We start from the raw sequence: 15,968 nt of genomic DNA on the forward strand, positions 1-15,968 counted from the left end.
AGCATCTTCGAATGGCACGTGCAGGGCATCTCCGCCGGAACTGATTAGAGCGAACTGCTAGGCGCCGTGAGCGCAGGGGTGCCAGTGCAGCGGGCGGGGCGCGGAAAGTGGCCCTGCCCGCTGCTCGGCCGGTCAGTCGAAGAGGCTCTGCAATCTCGACTCGATCCAGCCGGGTCGCCGAAGCAGCTCGAACGTATCGACCGCGACGACCGCGCGCTGCGGCGGTTCGCTGCCCGGAACCGGGTTCTCGAAGGACTCGAACACCTCGAAGCCCTCTGCCTCCAGCGAGGCCAGCGCTCCGCCCACACGCTTCGAGCGGGCAGGACCGGTCCAGGACTCGAGGGGATGGGTGATGAGGACAGCGAGGTCCTCGTGTTGGGTGTCTTTCAGGACTGGAAGGCCATGGGAGGAGTCGGCCTTCCAGTGCGAGAAGCTTCTGGCGAACTGCTCGGCGCGCTGGAACGCATAGACCTCCTCAGCGGCGAAGTCCAGGTTCTTCCCATTGAGCAGTTCGACCATCTGTACGGCTAGGCGCCAATCGAGCAGCGGGTGATAGGCGCTGTTGCTGTAGTCGCGCAGGCAGTCGTAGCAGGACGAATCGCATGGCGCGGCCACCAAGGTGCCGGAGCGGTGGCCAGTGAGATCGGCCGCGACCTCACGTGCGGCGAGCAGGAATTCGGCAGGGCGCTTCCCTAGCCAGGTCGAATATCCGGCACCGTTCTCCAATGTGTCCGAGAGGAAGACTTGTGCCTGGACACTCCCCTCCTCTTCTCCCCGGACGGGGTACAGGCCCGCCGCGAGTTCTCGTCCGTCGATGTCCAGTAGCCTGACGGCAGCGAGCTTGAAAACCGTACCGAGTGAGAGCCAAGCGGCCCGTGCGGCCATGCGTCTCGGGTCGAGAGCCAGATCGGCGGGTTGGTCGCGAAGGCCGACCAGGAGAACGTCGGTCAGTTTCGACGAGGCCAGTGCCAGCTTTTCTTCGTTGCTGACTGAGGGCCTGGTGGGCAGGCCCAGATCTTTCGCCCGGTCGGCATCGGCCAGGAGTCTCGTGTCCAGCAGACCGTCGTGTCCCTTGACCTTGCCGAACTGGTATCCCTCGCCGGCTCCCGCGTTGACCACCACGATGCGTCCCTCGCCACTCCTGAATTCAGCGGCCTCAGTCCAGCGTGGGACAAGCGCTGATGTGGTGTCGAGGGTGAGGCGTGCGGAGAACGCGCGTGGTGTGAACTCGAAGGTGCCGTCGTAGTCCTGAGCTTTGTAGCTGGTGCGAAAGCCGAGCGGCTGACACGAGGGAAGGACCCGGTAGTCGCCGGCTTCTCCCGCGGTGGCCCCACACACCGGACACGCATGCTCGGATTCGCGGAGATTGACGGATAGGCACTTTGCGCAGATGCCTACCGTGAGGCGATCACCGTCCGGGGCCTTGCCGGGCAGCCACTGCCCGCCGGCCGGCTCGTACGTCACGAGGCCGACCGCCGTGTGCAACGCCTTGTCCTTGACTACTTCGCCGCCGGGGGCCCATTCGGAAATGGCGATGTCGATGTCCCGGTCGATGGCATCAGTGAGTTCCGGTCCGTGAGGCTTCTGATGGTGCAGGTTGCGGACCCGGGTGGGGAACCCGAACATGGGGAGCACCCCATGCTCCGCGAGCGACTGACTGAGCGGGCCCGCATCCGGCGCGTTCGCCGCCACTTCCTCGATCTCGGCATAGAGCCGGGAAGTGGCCCACGACACCAGTTCATTCAGCGAAGGCGCGTCGGGGGACGCCCCTTGCGAGAGGACCTGAACCGCGTGTCTCTTCGCGGCGTCGTTTCCGGCCAGCCAGGTACGGATGCCATCCCGAACCTGCGGCCATCCACTGACCGTGCCGAAGGGCCCGTGGACATTGCGTCCCGGATCCCAGCCGGGCGTTCCCTCGACCGATCGGAAGGCGAGGGTCAGCAGACTTGCGGCGTAGCAGCGGCGCAGGATCTCCAGGCGATCGAGATCCACGTATGGGCTCGGCGAGGGGTCGCCGGTGATGCGATCGGGGTGTTGGAAGTAGTGATCGTCATGGGTCCTGGTGCCACGGCAGAGGGTCAGTGCGATGGACAGGTGGTCTAGCCGGCGGCCGGCCCGGCCCACACGCTGCTGGTAGTTGAAGCGCTGTGGTGGCATGTTCGCCATGACCACCGCGCGGAGCGCGCCGATGTCGACGCCAGCCTCCATCGTGGTGGTGACACTGAGCAGGTCAACCTCATCGACCAGCTCGATGTCCTGCCCGCTTAGGAAGACCGATTGGAAGAGGGCTTGCCGGGCCTGTGCGTCGTCGTTGTCGGTCTGGCCAGTCAGCTCTTCGCAGTGGAGCCTAAAGGGGAGCCCAGCCTTGCGGGCCAAGAAGGTGTAGTAGTCGTTCACGGTGACAGAACTTGGGTTGAGAGGTTCGGCGACGAGAAGTGAGCTGCGGCAGAAGGCGCAGACGCCCGCGGAGCTGTGCAGGTGCCCTCTGGTGCAGCGTTCACAGCGCCATTGTGTCCCCCCGGCCAGGACGATCCTGATCTTCTGCCCTTCGATCCGAGGCTCTGCGTCGCTTAGGCCCAGGGCATTCTTCACCTCCTGGAGCAGTGCGTCCGGGAACACATGATGACGCTGTGCGACGACGTTTATGTACTTTCTCGCCGCCGTGTGCAGATTCGACGGCGGTTCAGGCCTCTGCTCCTGAAACTGTCGGCGCACGCCTAGCAGCCTTAGAGTAGACAGGCAGACTTGGTGGAACACCTCGTCATCAAGCAATCGGCTCTTGGAGGTGAGGTTCTGCACGGCATAGCCGATGCCGAGCGACTCTAGGTCGCGGCCGCCCCCTGCGAAGACCGCCTGCTGGACTTGGGCCTGTACTGTCCGGTGGATTTCGGAGCTGAGGACGCGGAGATCGTTGGTGAGGGAAGCGTCGTGCCGTGGAACCGGGACGCCGCTGGTCCAGTCGTAGAGTTTGGTCCAGCTCCGTGACTCTGTGCTTTCGCTCAGCGATAAAGCGGGGCCACCGGGATGCACCCCATACGCGACGGCTTGCGTGCTGACTTCGTTGCCGAGTTCGACAAGCGTTGGGCCCCTATGCTTGCTCCGGTAGTCAGCCAGTACGCGTTTGAACTCAGGAGTGAGGCTGTTATGGGCCAGGGCGACCACCGCTGGAACTAGATCGGGTGAACCGGACGCAGCGAGCTTGGCCAGCGCGGCTTGACCTGCTTGGTTCCCCTTGATGCCCTCTGCAGCCAGGGCCACAAGATCTTCCGGTTGGTCGAGGGTGGCGATCACAAGCTGTCTGACCAGGTCCTGATAGTGCGATCGTTCCAGGCCCGCCGAGATGCGAGCGGCGTCCTGTCGGCTGTCTGAGAAGACGACGATCTTCGTCTGCAGCTGCCTCTTGAGGGCATCGGTCAGTACCTGGTTGGACTTCTCAAAACCTGTACCCATGGTGCGGATGGGGGACCTGGAACGTGACGGGTCCTCGAACTGGCGGACATTCTTGAAGATCTCCTTGTCCTCCCCGCAGCAGGGACAGACCGTGGGAAAGGCGCGAACCTTCCCGAGGCGGTCGTGCGGTTGGCTCTGTGCCACTAGCAGGTATCCGTTGTTCTCGTCGTCCGGGTAGCTACCAACCTTGCCGCTCACGGGATCCAGCACAGCCGGAACAAAGGTGAACGTGTATTCCGGCCGATTCCTCGCCCCCGGTCGGCCACCCTTGTGTTTGTGCGGCGATACGTCGAGATCGGAGCGTTCTCCCACGGTGGGCAGAAAGATGCTGTACACATCGGCGGTGCGATCGAGGCGCGCTTTGTCAGGAAGGGATTCGAGATCGGTCGCGGTGGAGACCAGGTAGCGCCTGGTGGGGTCGTGGCCGATGACCGGAGAATTGAATCCGCCGAGGAAGACCTCTCCGCACGTGTCGCAGTACAGCAACTCCAGGACGCGAGCACCGCATTCACAGGCATACCTGGGGCGGCTGTAGAGCTTTCCGACCAGCCGGTCCGCCGGTGACTCCGCGGTGCGTGGTCGGACCTCCGAGCAGTTGCGATCCGCGCACGCCCACATGCCGGTGACGTTCCGGAAGAACAGGTGGAGCCGGAATCGTGAGCCGACATCCGCCTCCCCGTCGAGGCGCGAGATGAGTGCGTCGGTGGCGTCCAGCGCTTTAATGCGTGCGAGGCCAGGGAAGAGCCTGGCGGACACGTCGGTCAGCGGCTTCGCTCGGGGGGAATCATCCTCGGCGCTCGCTCTGAACGCGGCCTGCAGTGCCGCGTGCCGGTCAGGAAGTGGCGGCAGGGCCACCGATCCTTGACCACCGGTGTCCGCCCAGGGCATGAGATCGGTCCTGCCCTTGGTCCGGACACGTTCACCGGCCAGCACGGAGAAGCGGTCGGCTGACCGTCCGAAGAAATCGCTCAGAAACTTCCGGTCCACCGGGTTCTCCGGATCCATGGAGGCGGAGGTGGCGATCACGGACAGCTGGTCGGAGTCGGTGGACAACCCGAGCCGGTCGATGAGCTTGCGCAGGAGGTAGGAAACCTCAGTGCCCTGAGTCCCTCTGTACATGTGGAGCTCGTCCACGACCAGGCTGAAGACGTTGTCTTTGGAACTATGCAGCCAGTCGCGGGTCCGATCGAAGATGGGATCCTCATCTCGGCGCATGAGCATGATGTTGAGCATGCTGTAGTTGGTGATGAGGATGTCCGGCGGAGCGACCTGCATGTCCCAGCGAGAACGCATCTCGGCCCCGAATGGACGCTGGAGGAAGTAGCGGGCTTCTTCGTCCTTCACGAGGCCGTCCGCGATGCGCTGCTCCAGCTGGCGGCTTCGGTCCTCCATTGAGGCCAGAGTCCTGCGCAGTTCCTTCATTTTGGAGGAGTTCGGCTTGAAGGCCAGCTCCAGCGGGCCTGCGACCGGGGTGCGGCCGGTGTAGCGTCCGAAGTGGAAGCGGTTGCCGTCACGGTGGCTGTCGAACCAGCCGCGTGCGTCCGGTGCGTCCAGGCTGCGACGTAGCCTGATCAGCTGGTCCTCCACCAGCGCGTTCATTGGATAGAGCAACATGGCTCGCATTGCTGCAGGCCGTCCGCTGCCGTGGCGTTGGTCTTGCCAGTCCCGTGACGTGCGCCACCAAGGCTGCTCGGCATCCTGGTGCCCTGCTGCGGCCCACCGACGTGATTCAGCAGTCAGCCTGGCGAGCACCGGGACGAGGAAGGCCTCGGTCTTCCCGGAACCGGTTCCGGACGTCACCACGATGTCCTCGCCCTGTCTGTTTGACCTCAGCGCGTCCGCCTGGTGGGTGTAAAGCCTGGGGATTCCCCGGAGAAGCCCGGCTCCTAGAAGTTCGGCGAACTCTGGAAGACCTATCTCCGCCGTCAGCTCTTCCAGGGTCTGGGCTGACTGCACGTATTGGGGCAACAGCTCCAGGTACGGCTCCTGAAAGAGAACCCCGGGGGTGCGGAGCAGTGCTCTGAGTTCCTCGCCCACCGATGAGTCACGAAGGGAGTAGGCGGTGCCGTAGTACCGCTGGAAGTACTCGGCGAGCCGGCCGTGCACGGCCGACGGTGAGATACCAGACATGAAGATCCTCGCGGGTTCCAAATTCAGGGGACGAGTTGAAGTTTCTGGTACAGGGATTTGGCCACCTGTCTGGCGAATGGCTCGTCTATGTTGACGTACTTGACGTAGCTCTTGCGCTCAGGGTTCGGCTGTCCGTCGAGCGCTACCTGTGATTTCAGTGCGGTGAGTTGCGGCAGCAGCCCGCTGCGCAGCACGGCAGCGCGGGCGTGGAGGTGCGGCAACTGCATGCGTCTGGGGGCGTAGAGTTCCCGCCGCTGTGCGTTGTACCGCAGCACCCAGCGTTCTGCGCGGGCGAGTTCGGCGTACACCACCGTGCGCTTGTCGGCAATGAAGCCGCTCATGCCGATCCAGTAGATATAACGGTGGGTGTTGTAACGCTGATATCGGTAGGCGCCGTGGAGAGGTGGCTCGCCGTGGCCTTCGACATCAGTCCAGATGTCACTTCCTCCCTCGGACATCTTCTGCGGCTCGATGCCGCCAGGCCCACGCTGTACGCCACGCTCGGTAAGCATTTCTTGGAAGCGGGGAAGACGCAGAGCGAGTTGATCCGCGGCACGGTCCTCGAAGGCAATGCCGAGTGCCTCACAGAGAGCGCGGCAGTCCTCAGGATCCGCCAGTGTCACCATCCGCACTGACGGGCCGTCGGCTTGCCGAAGCGGCGGAAGCGGCACCACGGACTGCGCGAGGGTGGCGATGTCGGAGTCAGGGTCCTCGTGCAGCCGTTCCAGCCGCTGCATGAGCCAGAGCGGCCTTTGCCCCACCAGGAGCGCGTGCCCTCCGGAATTGGGCATGGTGGTGAGGAGCGGTGGCGTCACGCTCCAGATCCGGGCCTCCCAGTCCACTTCGGCGTGACCGAGAACCTGCAGGTTGTATAGCGCGATGCGCCAGTCCGGCGCGGAACCTTCCTGCTTGCCCTTCTCCAGCCATGCGTAAGTGTCGCGGAAGGCATCGAGGCTCCCGGCGCCGCGTTCGGAGCACCACAGGAGCAGCTCGTCGTGCACGATTCACTTCCCTGACGTGTAGTCGGTCCAGTCTTGTGCACAGGCAACTGCGGTTGTGGTGATATTTCCCGAGGTCAGCCTGCGCCAGTCGGCTTCGCTGAGAAATTTCCAGCTCCCTGAAGGCGTGCCATACGTGCCGGTTTGGACGACCGGAGCTCTCCAGACCCTGGCGTTCCGGGAACTGGTCACTTGAAGCAGCCATAGAGCTTGGAAAGGCAGAGAAACAAGCAGAGGTTCGATGTCGATCGCGTGAGGCACGTGGTTCATGGTGGCGATCCAGGCCGGTGCTTCGGGAACGAGCTGGGCAGCGAGGCGATTCCCGCCCAGGGCGTAGATCGAGCCGCCGAGGCGCAGGAGGCTCATCGAAGGAAGCGGGGCGCGCTGATAGTTTCCGAAGAATGAGCCGGACAAATGGCCGGGAGGCAGCCAGGGGGCGCGCGCCGACGGACCTGCCGTGTTCTGGATCCTGCTGGGGATGGTGGCCAGCTTGTCGCTCCTCGGAGGGAGCGCTAGCAGTGGCAGGGCAACGCTCTCCCGGTAGCGCTCGACCAGGGTGAAGGTGAGCTTGCGATTCCCAACCTCGATCTGGTGCTCGCCGGCGGAGCGCACCCAATCCGCCAGCCGGATCGTGATCGTGTCCGTCGCTGCAGGGGAAACCGGCGGCAAGGGCACCCCGTTGATGGTGACAGCGCGCGGATGATCATCGGGAGTCGTCGGCAGAACCAGGTCGGGTGCGTACCCGAGGAGGAAGGTATGTCTGCCGCCATCGATGCGGAGGCCGCCCGACAGTCGGGCCAACTGCTGGTGCAGCGGCGCCAGCGGGCCGACTATGCCGGGGGTCTTCGCGGATCGGGTCGGTGTGTAGCCGCTGAACAACGTCCAGCCGGGCGGCACCTGAACTCTGCGGGGCTGGCGTACGGCGTCTGACCCACAGGCGAGCATCACCGCCTCGGCCTGTGCTGCGAAGGCACTCTTCACCAATACCCGATGCGGCACCCCGATTTCTGCTGTATTGACGGACGTCCATTTCCCGACCAGGTCGTTGGCCTGGAGGACATAGAGGTCGCGGGCCGGGAGTATCAGTGTGGCGGCGTCGGCGGTGAGTTCGAGCGCCGATCCCAGAGTGAGCTTCTGGTTCGGAGGCGCGAGAGGTAACCATTCCGCGCCTGAGGGAACCCTGATGACGTCGCCGTTCAGACTGAGCGATTCGAGACGGAGGTGGGAGGGAACGCGGGCTGCGATGCCGTACGGGAAACCGCCGGCATCGGTCGTGAGAGACAAGGGCACACACGGCAAGCCAGCGGCGTTTCTCGGGAGTCCGTCGTAGTGGGTGAGTTCCTGCTGCAGGATGCTCGCCAGGATCGGTCGCAGCGCCGGCGATGCCAGAGCGCGGTGGATTCGCGGGCTGGGCCGATTGAGCCGTATCCACTCCTGGAACCGGGCGAGGAGTTCCGCTTCGGGGACGGAATCTCCCGGCTGCGCTCCGATCGCTGACAGGAACAGCCCGACCTGCACGCGGTCGGATCCGACCAGAACGGCTTGGGACAGGGACCAGCCGATGTTGACCTGGGTGGGATGGGGAATAGCGGAGGGCAGGCCTCGGCGGCCCCGCTCGTGCTCGGTCAGCCACCACTTCAGGTGATCCCACAGGGTGGGGACGATCACGTCGTAGCCGTCTGGAATGCCGGAGCCTTCGTTCAGGCCGAGTAGCTCGCGAAGCGGGCCGTAGTAGGAGAATCTGCCAAGCGCGGTGCCCTCGGAGCGGTTCATCCGGGAGGCGGCGAGCACGGTCGCCGCGAGCACAGCGATGAACGGCGGAGTGCCGACGGCCCCATGCCGTCGCCACTGGCGAGCGCGGGAGGCGATGCCGTCGAAGGGGCCGCGGCCGAAGACTACGCTCCTGATGGCGGCCCGGAAGTCGTCAGCGGCAGCCGGGAGAGCCACGGCGACCTTGGTCCGACTAGTCATCAGGTCGGCCAACAGGGCATCATCCACTGACAGGTACACCGGGGTTTCCGCTTCGCGGATGGCGAAGAAGTGTTCCGTGAGCGTTCTGTTCCAACCGTCATAGTCCATGGGCAACCCCCCTAATTTGCGTAGGAAGAAGTTAGCCCATCGGTGGGACATTGGCCGCTTTTCGAACGTGCGTTGGATATTTTTCCGCCGCTGGCGTCCGTGCAGCTGCAGGACTGCCTTGACAATCGAGGTTTTCTCCGGTGAGCTCCCTGTGTCAAGACTCTGAGCAGATCAACTCCGAGGAGTGCCTCCGTTGACCGCCGCACGATCGTCACCGGGAACCCGTCCCATGGGGAAGGTGCTTTCTCTCTTCACCGGAGCGGGTGGTCTTGACGTAGGTCTGGAACGCGCGGGGCTGGACACCGTCGCCTGCGTGGAACTCGACGCCGACGCCAGGTCCGTACTCGCGGCCAACCGGCCGGGATGGGCCCTGCCCGGCGATGGAGACGTCAACACGGCTGCCCAGCAGCTCCTTCCCCGGGCGCTGGGCATGAAGCCCGGCGAACTCGAACTCATCGCGGGGGGGCCGCCATGTCAACCTTTCTCCAAGGCTGCGCAGTGGGCTTCGACGGCGCGCAGCGGCATGCAAGACGACCGGGCCAGATGTGTGCACGGGATGCTCGACCTGGTGGAGAGTTTCCTACCCAAGGCATTGCTCATCGAGAACGTCGAGGGATTCCTGCGAGGCAAGGACAACGCCTCCGAGGTCATCGAGGAGGGACTCGCGGGCATCAATGACCGGCATGGCACTTCCTATGGGCTGGTGGCTGAGGTCGTCGACGCGGCCGACTTTGGGGTACCACAGCAACGGCGCCGGGCCATCGGCATCGCCTACCGGGACGGTGCGGAGGTCCACCTGCCGGAGGCCACCCACGCGGATAGCCCGATGCGGGCCTGGGACGTGCTCTGGGATCTCGAAGAGAACGAGAAGCCTCCCGCCACAGGGCAATGGGCGGCGTTGTTGCCTTCCATCCCCGAAGGAGGCAACTACCTCCATCTCACGGCCCGCGGTGACGGGGAGGAACTCTTTGGCTGGCGAACCCGGTACTGGTCGTTTCTGCTGAAGCTGGCCAAGGACCGCCCGTCCTGGACCTTGCCGGCGTCTCCCGGACCGAGTACAGGGCCGTTTCACTGGGACAATCGGCCCCTGTCCGTGCGGGAGCAGATGCGCTTGCAGACCTTTCCTGACGAATGGCGCATCGACCACCCGTTCCGTGCCGGTCGACGGATGGTAGGCAACGCGACCCCTCCGCTTCTTGCAGAGGTGTTGGGGCGGACCATTGTTGGAGACCTTGAACTGGGCGAGGCTTCAGCCAGGACTCGCCTCCTGGGGGGAGCACCCTCTTTGTTGCCCGTGCGTCAGCTGAGGGTCCCGCGTGCCGTCGCGCCCGTTCCAATACCTGAGGCGTACCAACCGCAGGTGGGTGTCAAGGAGGCTCATCCAGGCGAGGGGATTGGACCTTCGCCTCGACGGTTGACGACGAGCGGTTGACCTACCCGTTCCCCTTGATGAACCTTCATCGAAGGAGAGCCCACGCCGCTCGCACCTAGACGGCGCGTTGTGGCGGGTGCCGGTCGACGGATGGCCCAGATCGTCACGGTGAGCACGGGCGAGGCCGGTGACGGCTGGCTCTGCCCGATGACCTCGTATCCTTACTGTCGCATCGTCGGTCCGGCGATGCGCCAACGCGTTCGCTCCACACTGCGGGGCGCGGTGAACGCCGCGATTGCACAGAGCTGGAGCGCGTGCTCGACGGCGCGGGCCTGGTAGCACCCCGGATGTCCTTCAACTCGCCCATCTCAGCCAGGTCGTCGCCGCTGAGGATCAACTGGCCGTAGTACCCCTGGTACTCAGGCCTCAGAGTGCCCCGCATCAGCGACTCAAGGCGCTCGACCAGCTTCTCGTATCGGCGCTGAGCCAGTTCGTCCTTCGCGGGCATGTCGCACAGCTCCCCACCGTTGCTCGCAGCAGCGTGTGTGCCATATGAGTGCCGTGAGTACGAAGGCCCTCCCGCCCGTAGGACGGAAGGGCCTCTGACCAGGCGTTTTGCTGTGCCCCCGGCAGGATTCGAACCTGCGACACCCGCTTTAGGAGAGCGGCGCTATCCAATGAGGGCGCGCTTTCTACACTGCCTCTGACCTGTTGCGATACCCCTTGCGCGCCCGTGCCCGGTCGTCCATGTAGATCAACTGGGAGCTATCTGGGAGCCGATCTTGGTTCTCTGGGTGTTTGACCAGGTCAACGCGACCCCACAGGGTTGCCAAGCCCAGATTGCGCATCGCGGCCTCGAAGATCTCTTCCAGCCCGTCGAGTCGTTCCTGGCGCATCGCCGGCGTCGGATGCTGGTACACGCCCTTGATGCCCGGCCGCTTGTGGCCGGCCTGCTCGAAGGCCAGCGAAGCCCGGACGCCGATCTGGTCCTGATACGAATCCGCGGTGTGCCGCAGGCTGCGCATCGTCATCCCCGACGCCAGCGGTTCCCACGAGGCGCGTGCTGACGTGCCCTGCCGCTGCTCCCGCTCCGGTCGGCCGTCAGCCGCGGGCCGCATGACCTTGGTCCAGTTGGGGCGGCGCCACCACTTCCCGTTTACCGTGCTGAGCGGGAAATCGTGCGGCCAGTCGGCAAGGTGATAGGCCCAGAGCCGGGCGAGGAACGGCGGGAGATCCAGATCACGAACTCGCCATGTCGTCTTGACCGGTTCGAGTTTCAGGACTGTGCCGAGTTTCTTGCCGTTCTCGTCGCGTTCCTGGTATTCCGATACCTCCTGCACCACGCGCAGGACCGGGCATTCGAACCATCCATTTCCCCAGCGCTGCCTACGTGTCAATAGCGCATTGTCTTTATGTAGTCCCTGGCCCTCGCCCCAGTTAATTCCGGTGAATCCCGCTGTAAGGATGTGCAAACCGTTTGCTGGGCCAAGCCGGGTGGCCACCAAAAGGATTTGCTCCGGGGTGTGCGCGCGGTCCTCTTCGCTTGTGCGCGGCACCACAACGGTTGGAGTGTGGACTACTGACGGTGTGCGGCGCCGTCCGTAGAGCGGATTCACTTTCAGGTATCGCGCGTCGACCGCCGCCGTGAGCAGCGTCGACAAGAACGAGACGGTGTGCCCTCTGGTGACGTCGTCGTACGGCAGCGTCATCTGCCACGAGTCGACGTCGAACCACGAGAGGCCGATCAGTGGGGTGTGCTCCCACTTCGGCAGGATCCGCTCGTCCAGGTGCTCCCACCGCTTGTCCACGGTCCGGCCGCGCTTCGGCCGCTCGGCCATGAACTTCCGGGCCCACACGCCGAGGTGCGTACGCATCAGGTCGGGGTCGACCCAGGTGCCGGCGCGGATCTCCGCTTCCTGGTCCTCGCCCCAGTCCTCGGCTTGTGCCTTCGTGCGGAACCCAGGCTCGCTCGGCAGCGTGCCGTCAGGCTTCCTGTATCGCGCGCGCCACGGCCGCTTGCCGCTCCCGCGTTTCTCGGCGTACGCCATCCGGTTCCTCCGGTCAGCCGTGGCCCCTGCGCTGCTGTGCGGCGCGGGCACGCACGGCGTCGATGATCTCGATCCGGTCTGCCTCTGACAGGTCCATGAGCCAGACCGCCGCCTCTTTGGCGTCGCTCATGTCCGCGTACGGCGGCGCGGCCGCCGTGACAGCGGCCGGCTCAAGGGGCGTGCCGTCCCGGTAGGCGGCGCTGATGGTGCCCGCCTTGAGTTGGAGAGCCCGCTCCCAGGCACCGCGCCTGCTCCGCTGGATCTCGGTGCGGTCCCGTTCCGTGACGCTCACGGTGGACGAGTCGATGCCGATGATCTTCGCGAGGGCGCCCTGGGTGAGGTCCAGCTGCACGCGGCGGGCTCTGAGCTGTTGCCCGACGGAGGTGGGGGAGGTCTGGCTCATGTCACAGAATCGTGACAGGAAGACTAGGAAAAGTCTAGGAGAACCATAGGAAGTGGCCAGGTCAGGGCCGGTTTGGCTAGTTGTACACCCTAGGTTATCCCTTGCTAATCCCTAGGGATTCTGGTTTCCTCTCGGTTATGCCCCTACGAACGGACGGGGGCGCGCTCCGCAAGAGGCGCCTGCTCAAGGGACTCACGATCGTTGAGTTCGCACGTCAGGCGGAGTACAGCGCCCATCAAGTCAGCCAGATCGAGCTCGGCCACGAGAACGCCGGCCCCAACTTCTTGCGCACGGCGTCACGGATTCTCGACTGCGACATCGAGGACATCACCAACGGTGTGATCCCGCGCCGTAGCCCCGCTGCGGCTAGGGGCGCGGCGTGAGTACGCCGACTCTCGTCGACATGGCCGAGCTGCCGCCGCTGCGCGATGACGTCCTGTATGACGCCGAGCAGGCGGGCCGGTACATCGGCCGGACGCCGATCTGGCTCAAGCGCGCGGCTCGCGCGGATCAGATTCCTGCGCGTCGGGTCGGTCGCTTCTGGAAGTGGAGCGCGGCGAACATCCGTTCGATTGTCGCGGGTGAGCCGCATGTCCCCCAGCGCCGCAAGCGCGCCCGCCGTCCTGCCTGACCCGCCACGTAAAAGGGGCCGCCCGGCGCGACCCGGAGCGGCCCCGGCCCACCTGAAACCTCAACGAAAGAGGCGAGCCATGCCTGAGACTACCGATCCTCGAACGGTGCCGGTGCCGCCGGCGGCCGAAGCCCCCCGTATGCGGGTGCCGTCGGCCGAGCTGGACCAACTCCGCACCCACGCCGCGACGTTGCAGTCCGTCCGCCAGGCCGTCATCAACCTCACCGCGGGGCGCCCCGACACGCACATGATGACCGTGGGCGAGCTGCGCGCCGCCGTGATCGCCCCGCCCGCCGCCGGCGTCGCGCTCCCGGTCACCTGGTCCGGTCACCTGGTTGGCCCGACCGGCGGCGGCCCCCGTGCGCAGACCCTGCTCCCGCTCGTCACGTCGTACGGCACCCCGGCCTGCCTTTCGCTCTCGGACGACGAGCGGGCACGCCTGGCCGGCAAGCTCGCCGCGACGCTGCATCCGGCCGAGACCTGCACCACCCCTCGGTGCGGTGGCTCCGAGGGTGAGCTGGACCTCTACGTGGACGACGACGCCCCGGCCCGGCGCGGGTGGATCGCTGTGCGGGTCTGCGGCACCAGCGGCCCGATCCGCTGGTGGTGCTCCCCGGCCTGCGCCGGATCCGCCATCACGGCGGCCGGCGCCGACATCGCCGCCGCCGACCGGGCGTTCGCCGCCGCGCCTGTCCAGCAGGGGGAGACGTTCATCGACCCCTGCCGCCCGTGCGGGTGCCCGAAGCGCTTCGGGCGGCACGCCGACGGCTGCGCCGAGGCGACCCTGACGGCGGACGCCGCGTTCGCCGCCGCCCTCCCTCAGATGATGACCACGGCCGTGCAGGTGATCACCGACTCCCGCAGGGTCACCCCGGGCGCGGTACGTGCCGACATGGACGCGGTCTTCGGCGGCCCGGCCGAGCTGCCCGTGCCCACCGGCGAGGCCGTCTCCCAGATCAAGGCCGACGCGGTGCGGGCGGTCGCCGACTTCCGCGGGATCAGCCCCGCCGAGGTACTGGCCGAGGTCCAGGCCCTCGCCGACGGCGACGCCGCCCTCGCCCAGGCCGACGACGAGGACGCGGCCGGGGGTGCCCGGTGACGACTGCTCTGGACACGTACCTGGGCTGGGATCTCCTCGCCCACCGGCCGGACTGCAAGCGCCCGGCCTGGGTCGCTGACATCAAGATCACCAACACGTACGCGTCGCGCTCGCACTACCGGGACGACGAGGCGCGGAAGCACGCCTGCCCGAACGAGGACTGCGGCCACCGCGGCTCGTTCGAGGAGACGACCGTACGGCTCGTCTGCGCCTCGTGCTCGCTGGCGTACGTGATCCGTGGCGAGGACGTCCGCCACAGCACCGAGCCCCTGCGGTACCTGCGCTACGGGCTGCCCCCGCGCAAGTTGGCCGGGCTGTTCCTCTACCCGGCTGAGCCGTCCCTCGACTTCGGCCGCCTCAGCAGCGACGAGCCGCACGACTTCGTCGTCACCGCGTCGAAGGTCGACCGGGTCACCGCGGACGACGTCGTCGGCGTCATCACCCAGGGGCGGGGCAAGCGCGGCGGCATCCTGTGGGCCGCCACCGCCGTGCAGGACCCCACCGGCCAGTACTCCGGGCTGAGTTACGGCACCGGCGTCAAGTTCGCGCACGCCACCGACGAGCCGCGTACCGTCGCGGCCGCCGCGAAGTGGGTCGCCGCCCGCCTCGCCGAGAAGACCACCCGTATCGCGGGCTGCGGTCACTCGGCCGACAAGGTCCCGGCGGGGGGTGTGCGCCGTGGCTGAGGCAGCGCTGGGGCGCGACGCCCTGCGGGCGATCGGACGCGACGGCCTGGTCCTGCCCCGTGCCCCGTACCCGGGGCAGAAGTGGAAGCCGACGACGCCGGCGGAGACGCACCTGGTGGCCGAGGCGCGTCGGTTGGACGGTCACCGCCGGAAGCTGCTGGCCGAGATCGCGCGCATGCAGCTCGCAGCGAACCGGGATCGCGCGGCGCGCCGAGGCGGTCGCCGACCGGTGGCGCCGGTGTTCGTGGAGCCGCTGACGGAGCGGGATGTTGAGGTTCTGGCCGCTGCTGCGGCGGGCGAGTCGGAGACCGAGACGGCCGACCGTCTGGGGCTGACGACGTCCGGGGTGAAGAGTCGCCGCACCACGGCGCGGCTGCGCCTCGGAGCGCCCACGTTCGCGCGGGCGCTCGTGATCGCGACGGCCGCCGGCGTCATCAGCCCCGCCGGGGGTGTGCAGTGATCGCCGCCCTGTTCCTGGCGCTCCTCGTCGTCGTCACGGTGTTCGTCACGGCGGGGCTGGTCCCCGCGCTGCTGCTGCTCGCCGCCGGGGGCGTGCTCGTCGCGGCCTGCCTGCTGCTCCTGGTCGTGGCCCTGGCTCTGGCCGGTGCGGTCGCGTGGTGGCGGGCCCGTCCCACCGCGCCGGTGCGGGATTCCCGGACCTGGGTCGCGGTCTGGTGGCTGACTGCCGCCCGGCTGGTCCGTCCGGCGCGCGCTCCCCGGGCCCGGCCCGCGCGGGTGCGGGTGTGGCCCGGTACTGCCCCCGGCCCCCTTCTGTACCGCTACCGCTACCACCGCAAGGACACCCAGTGAGAGACGCCCTCGACCTCCTATCTGCCCTGTTCTCCCCGCTCGGGATCTGGCTGGCCGTCACCGTCCTGATGGGGGTGGCCATGCAGCTGATCCTCCTCGGTACGGCGGCCGCCGGGATCGCACGCCGTACCGCCGACATGGTCCGTACGGTGCGCGGCCGCCGCCTGGCGGCCGAGGACGACGACGGCGGCGAGTGGGACATCGTCTCCCCGCCGCCGGGCCAGCAGCACCAGGCCCCGTGAGCCCCCGGCGGGCGGGAGAC

General features: G+C 66.6%; 13 protein-coding genes, 1 tRNA gene and 1 pseudogene. 8 read left to right on the forward strand and 7 right to left on the reverse strand.

The features are described from left to right. Positions 1–132: 132 nt before the first annotated feature. The 3 genes from P3L51_RS14840 to P3L51_RS14850 are packed head-to-tail and all read right to left on the reverse strand — an operon-like array spanning position 133 to position 8,657. A complete protein-coding gene (locus P3L51_RS14840; RefSeq protein WP_354605671.1) occupies positions 133–5,580 on the reverse strand; it encodes a DEAD/DEAH box helicase in 5,448 nt (1,815 codons plus the stop codon). 23 nt (positions 5,581–5,603) lie between these two features. Continuing rightward, a complete protein-coding gene (locus P3L51_RS14845) occupies positions 5,604–6,581 on the reverse strand; it encodes a hypothetical protein (RefSeq protein ID WP_354605672.1) in 978 nt (325 codons plus the stop codon). Between the two features lie 3 nt (positions 6,582–6,584). Continuing rightward, the gene (locus tag P3L51_RS14850) at positions 6,585–8,657 is read right to left on the reverse strand and encodes a hypothetical protein (RefSeq protein WP_354605673.1); all 2,073 of its coding nucleotides are present in this window, start codon (positions 8,655–8,657) and stop codon (positions 6,585–6,587) included. 229 nt (positions 8,658–8,886) lie between these two features. Here P3L51_RS14850 and P3L51_RS14855 point away from each other — a divergent pair, with 229 nt between their 5' ends. After that, a complete protein-coding gene (locus tag P3L51_RS14855) occupies positions 8,887–10,089 on the forward strand; it encodes a DNA cytosine methyltransferase (protein ID WP_354605674.1) in 1,203 nt (400 codons plus the stop codon). An 86-nt stretch (positions 10,090–10,175) separates the two neighbouring features. Here the strand turns inward: P3L51_RS14855 and P3L51_RS14860 are convergent. From P3L51_RS14860 to P3L51_RS14875, 4 genes and pseudogenes are all read right to left on the reverse strand, one after another. After that, positions 10,176–10,250, reverse strand: a pseudogene (locus tag P3L51_RS14860) (GNAT family N-acetyltransferase); the annotation flags it as partial. Positions 10,251–10,650: 400 nt separating this feature from the next. Beyond that, positions 10,651–10,714 (reverse strand) — tRNA-Ser (locus tag P3L51_RS14865). A gap of 7 nt (positions 10,715–10,721) precedes the next feature. Continuing rightward, positions 10,722–12,077, reverse strand: coding sequence for a hypothetical protein (locus P3L51_RS14870; protein WP_354605675.1), 1,356 nt, complete (start codon positions 12,075–12,077; stop codon positions 10,722–10,724). A 13-nt stretch (positions 12,078–12,090) separates the two neighbouring features. Further along, positions 12,091–12,480 (reverse strand): helix-turn-helix domain-containing protein, encoded by a 390-nt coding sequence (locus P3L51_RS14875; protein WP_354605676.1) that lies wholly within the window; start codon positions 12,478–12,480, stop codon positions 12,091–12,093. Between the two features lie 137 nt (positions 12,481–12,617). On the opposite strand from P3L51_RS14875, the gene P3L51_RS14880 reads away from it, so the two are divergent. The 7 genes from P3L51_RS14880 to P3L51_RS14910 all read left to right on the forward strand — a co-directional run bounded on the left by P3L51_RS14880 (position 12,618) and on the right by P3L51_RS14910 (position 15,948). Continuing rightward, complete coding sequence (locus tag P3L51_RS14880) at positions 12,618–12,863, forward strand: helix-turn-helix domain-containing protein (protein ID WP_354605677.1); 246 nt, start codon at positions 12,618–12,620, stop codon at positions 12,861–12,863. Between the two features lie 20 nt (positions 12,864–12,883). Beyond that, on the forward strand, positions 12,884–13,111 hold the full coding sequence (locus P3L51_RS14885; protein ID WP_354605678.1) for a hypothetical protein: 228 nt from the start codon (positions 12,884–12,886) through the stop codon (positions 13,109–13,111). A 79-nt stretch (positions 13,112–13,190) separates the two neighbouring features. Next, a complete protein-coding gene (locus P3L51_RS14890; RefSeq protein WP_354605679.1) occupies positions 13,191–14,210 on the forward strand; it encodes a hypothetical protein in 1,020 nt (339 codons plus the stop codon). Further along, positions 14,207–14,896 carry a hypothetical protein gene (locus tag P3L51_RS14895; protein WP_354605680.1) on the forward strand — a complete coding sequence of 230 codons (690 nt, stop codon included), beginning with the start codon at positions 14,207–14,209 and terminating at the stop codon, positions 14,894–14,896. Before P3L51_RS14890 ends, P3L51_RS14895 begins: the two co-directional genes overlap by 4 nt. Further along, positions 14,889–15,356, forward strand: coding sequence for a helix-turn-helix transcriptional regulator (locus tag P3L51_RS14900; protein ID WP_354605681.1), 468 nt, complete (start codon positions 14,889–14,891; stop codon positions 15,354–15,356). Before P3L51_RS14895 ends, P3L51_RS14900 begins: the two co-directional genes overlap by 8 nt. Further along, the gene (locus tag P3L51_RS14905) at positions 15,353–15,706 is read left to right on the forward strand and encodes a hypothetical protein (RefSeq protein ID WP_354605682.1); all 354 of its coding nucleotides are present in this window, start codon (positions 15,353–15,355) and stop codon (positions 15,704–15,706) included. The genes P3L51_RS14900 and P3L51_RS14905 overlap by 4 nt, the downstream gene beginning before the upstream one ends. Then, positions 15,703–15,948 carry a hypothetical protein gene (locus tag P3L51_RS14910; protein ID WP_354605683.1) on the forward strand — a complete coding sequence of 82 codons (246 nt, stop codon included), beginning with the start codon at positions 15,703–15,705 and terminating at the stop codon, positions 15,946–15,948. Before P3L51_RS14905 ends, P3L51_RS14910 begins: the two co-directional genes overlap by 4 nt. Positions 15,949–15,968: the final 20 nt, after the last annotated feature.

The sequence above is a fragment of the Streptomyces panacea genome, assembly GCF_040560175.1.
GTDB classification, from domain to species: domain Bacteria; phylum Actinomycetota; class Actinomycetes; order Streptomycetales; family Streptomycetaceae; genus Streptomyces; species Streptomyces panacea.

What these genes read in the sequence shown, in the direction of transcription:
- P3L51_RS14885 (WP_354605678.1), top strand. Translation starts at nt 12,884, where the DNA reads ATGGCCGAGCTGCCGCCGCTGCGCGATGACGTCCTGTATGACGCCGAG.
- P3L51_RS14875 (WP_354605676.1), bottom strand. Translation starts at nt 12,480, where the DNA reads ATGAGCCAGACCTCCCCCACCTCCGTCGGGCAACAGCTCAGAGCCCGC.
- P3L51_RS14850 (WP_354605673.1), bottom strand. Translation starts at nt 8,657, where the DNA reads ATGGACTATGACGGTTGGAACAGAACGCTCACGGAACACTTCTTCGCC.
- P3L51_RS14840 (WP_354605671.1), bottom strand. Translation starts at nt 5,580, where the DNA reads ATGTCTGGTATCTCACCGTCGGCCGTGCACGGCCGGCTCGCCGAGTAC.
- P3L51_RS14855 (WP_354605674.1), top strand. Translation starts at nt 8,887, where the DNA reads ATGGGGAAGGTGCTTTCTCTCTTCACCGGAGCGGGTGGTCTTGACGTA.
- P3L51_RS14870 (WP_354605675.1), bottom strand. Translation starts at nt 12,077, where the DNA reads ATGGCGTACGCCGAGAAACGCGGGAGCGGCAAGCGGCCGTGGCGCGCG.
- P3L51_RS14890 (WP_354605679.1), top strand. Translation starts at nt 13,191, where the DNA reads ATGCCTGAGACTACCGATCCTCGAACGGTGCCGGTGCCGCCGGCGGCC.
- P3L51_RS14880 (WP_354605677.1), top strand. Translation starts at nt 12,618, where the DNA reads ATGCCCCTACGAACGGACGGGGGCGCGCTCCGCAAGAGGCGCCTGCTC.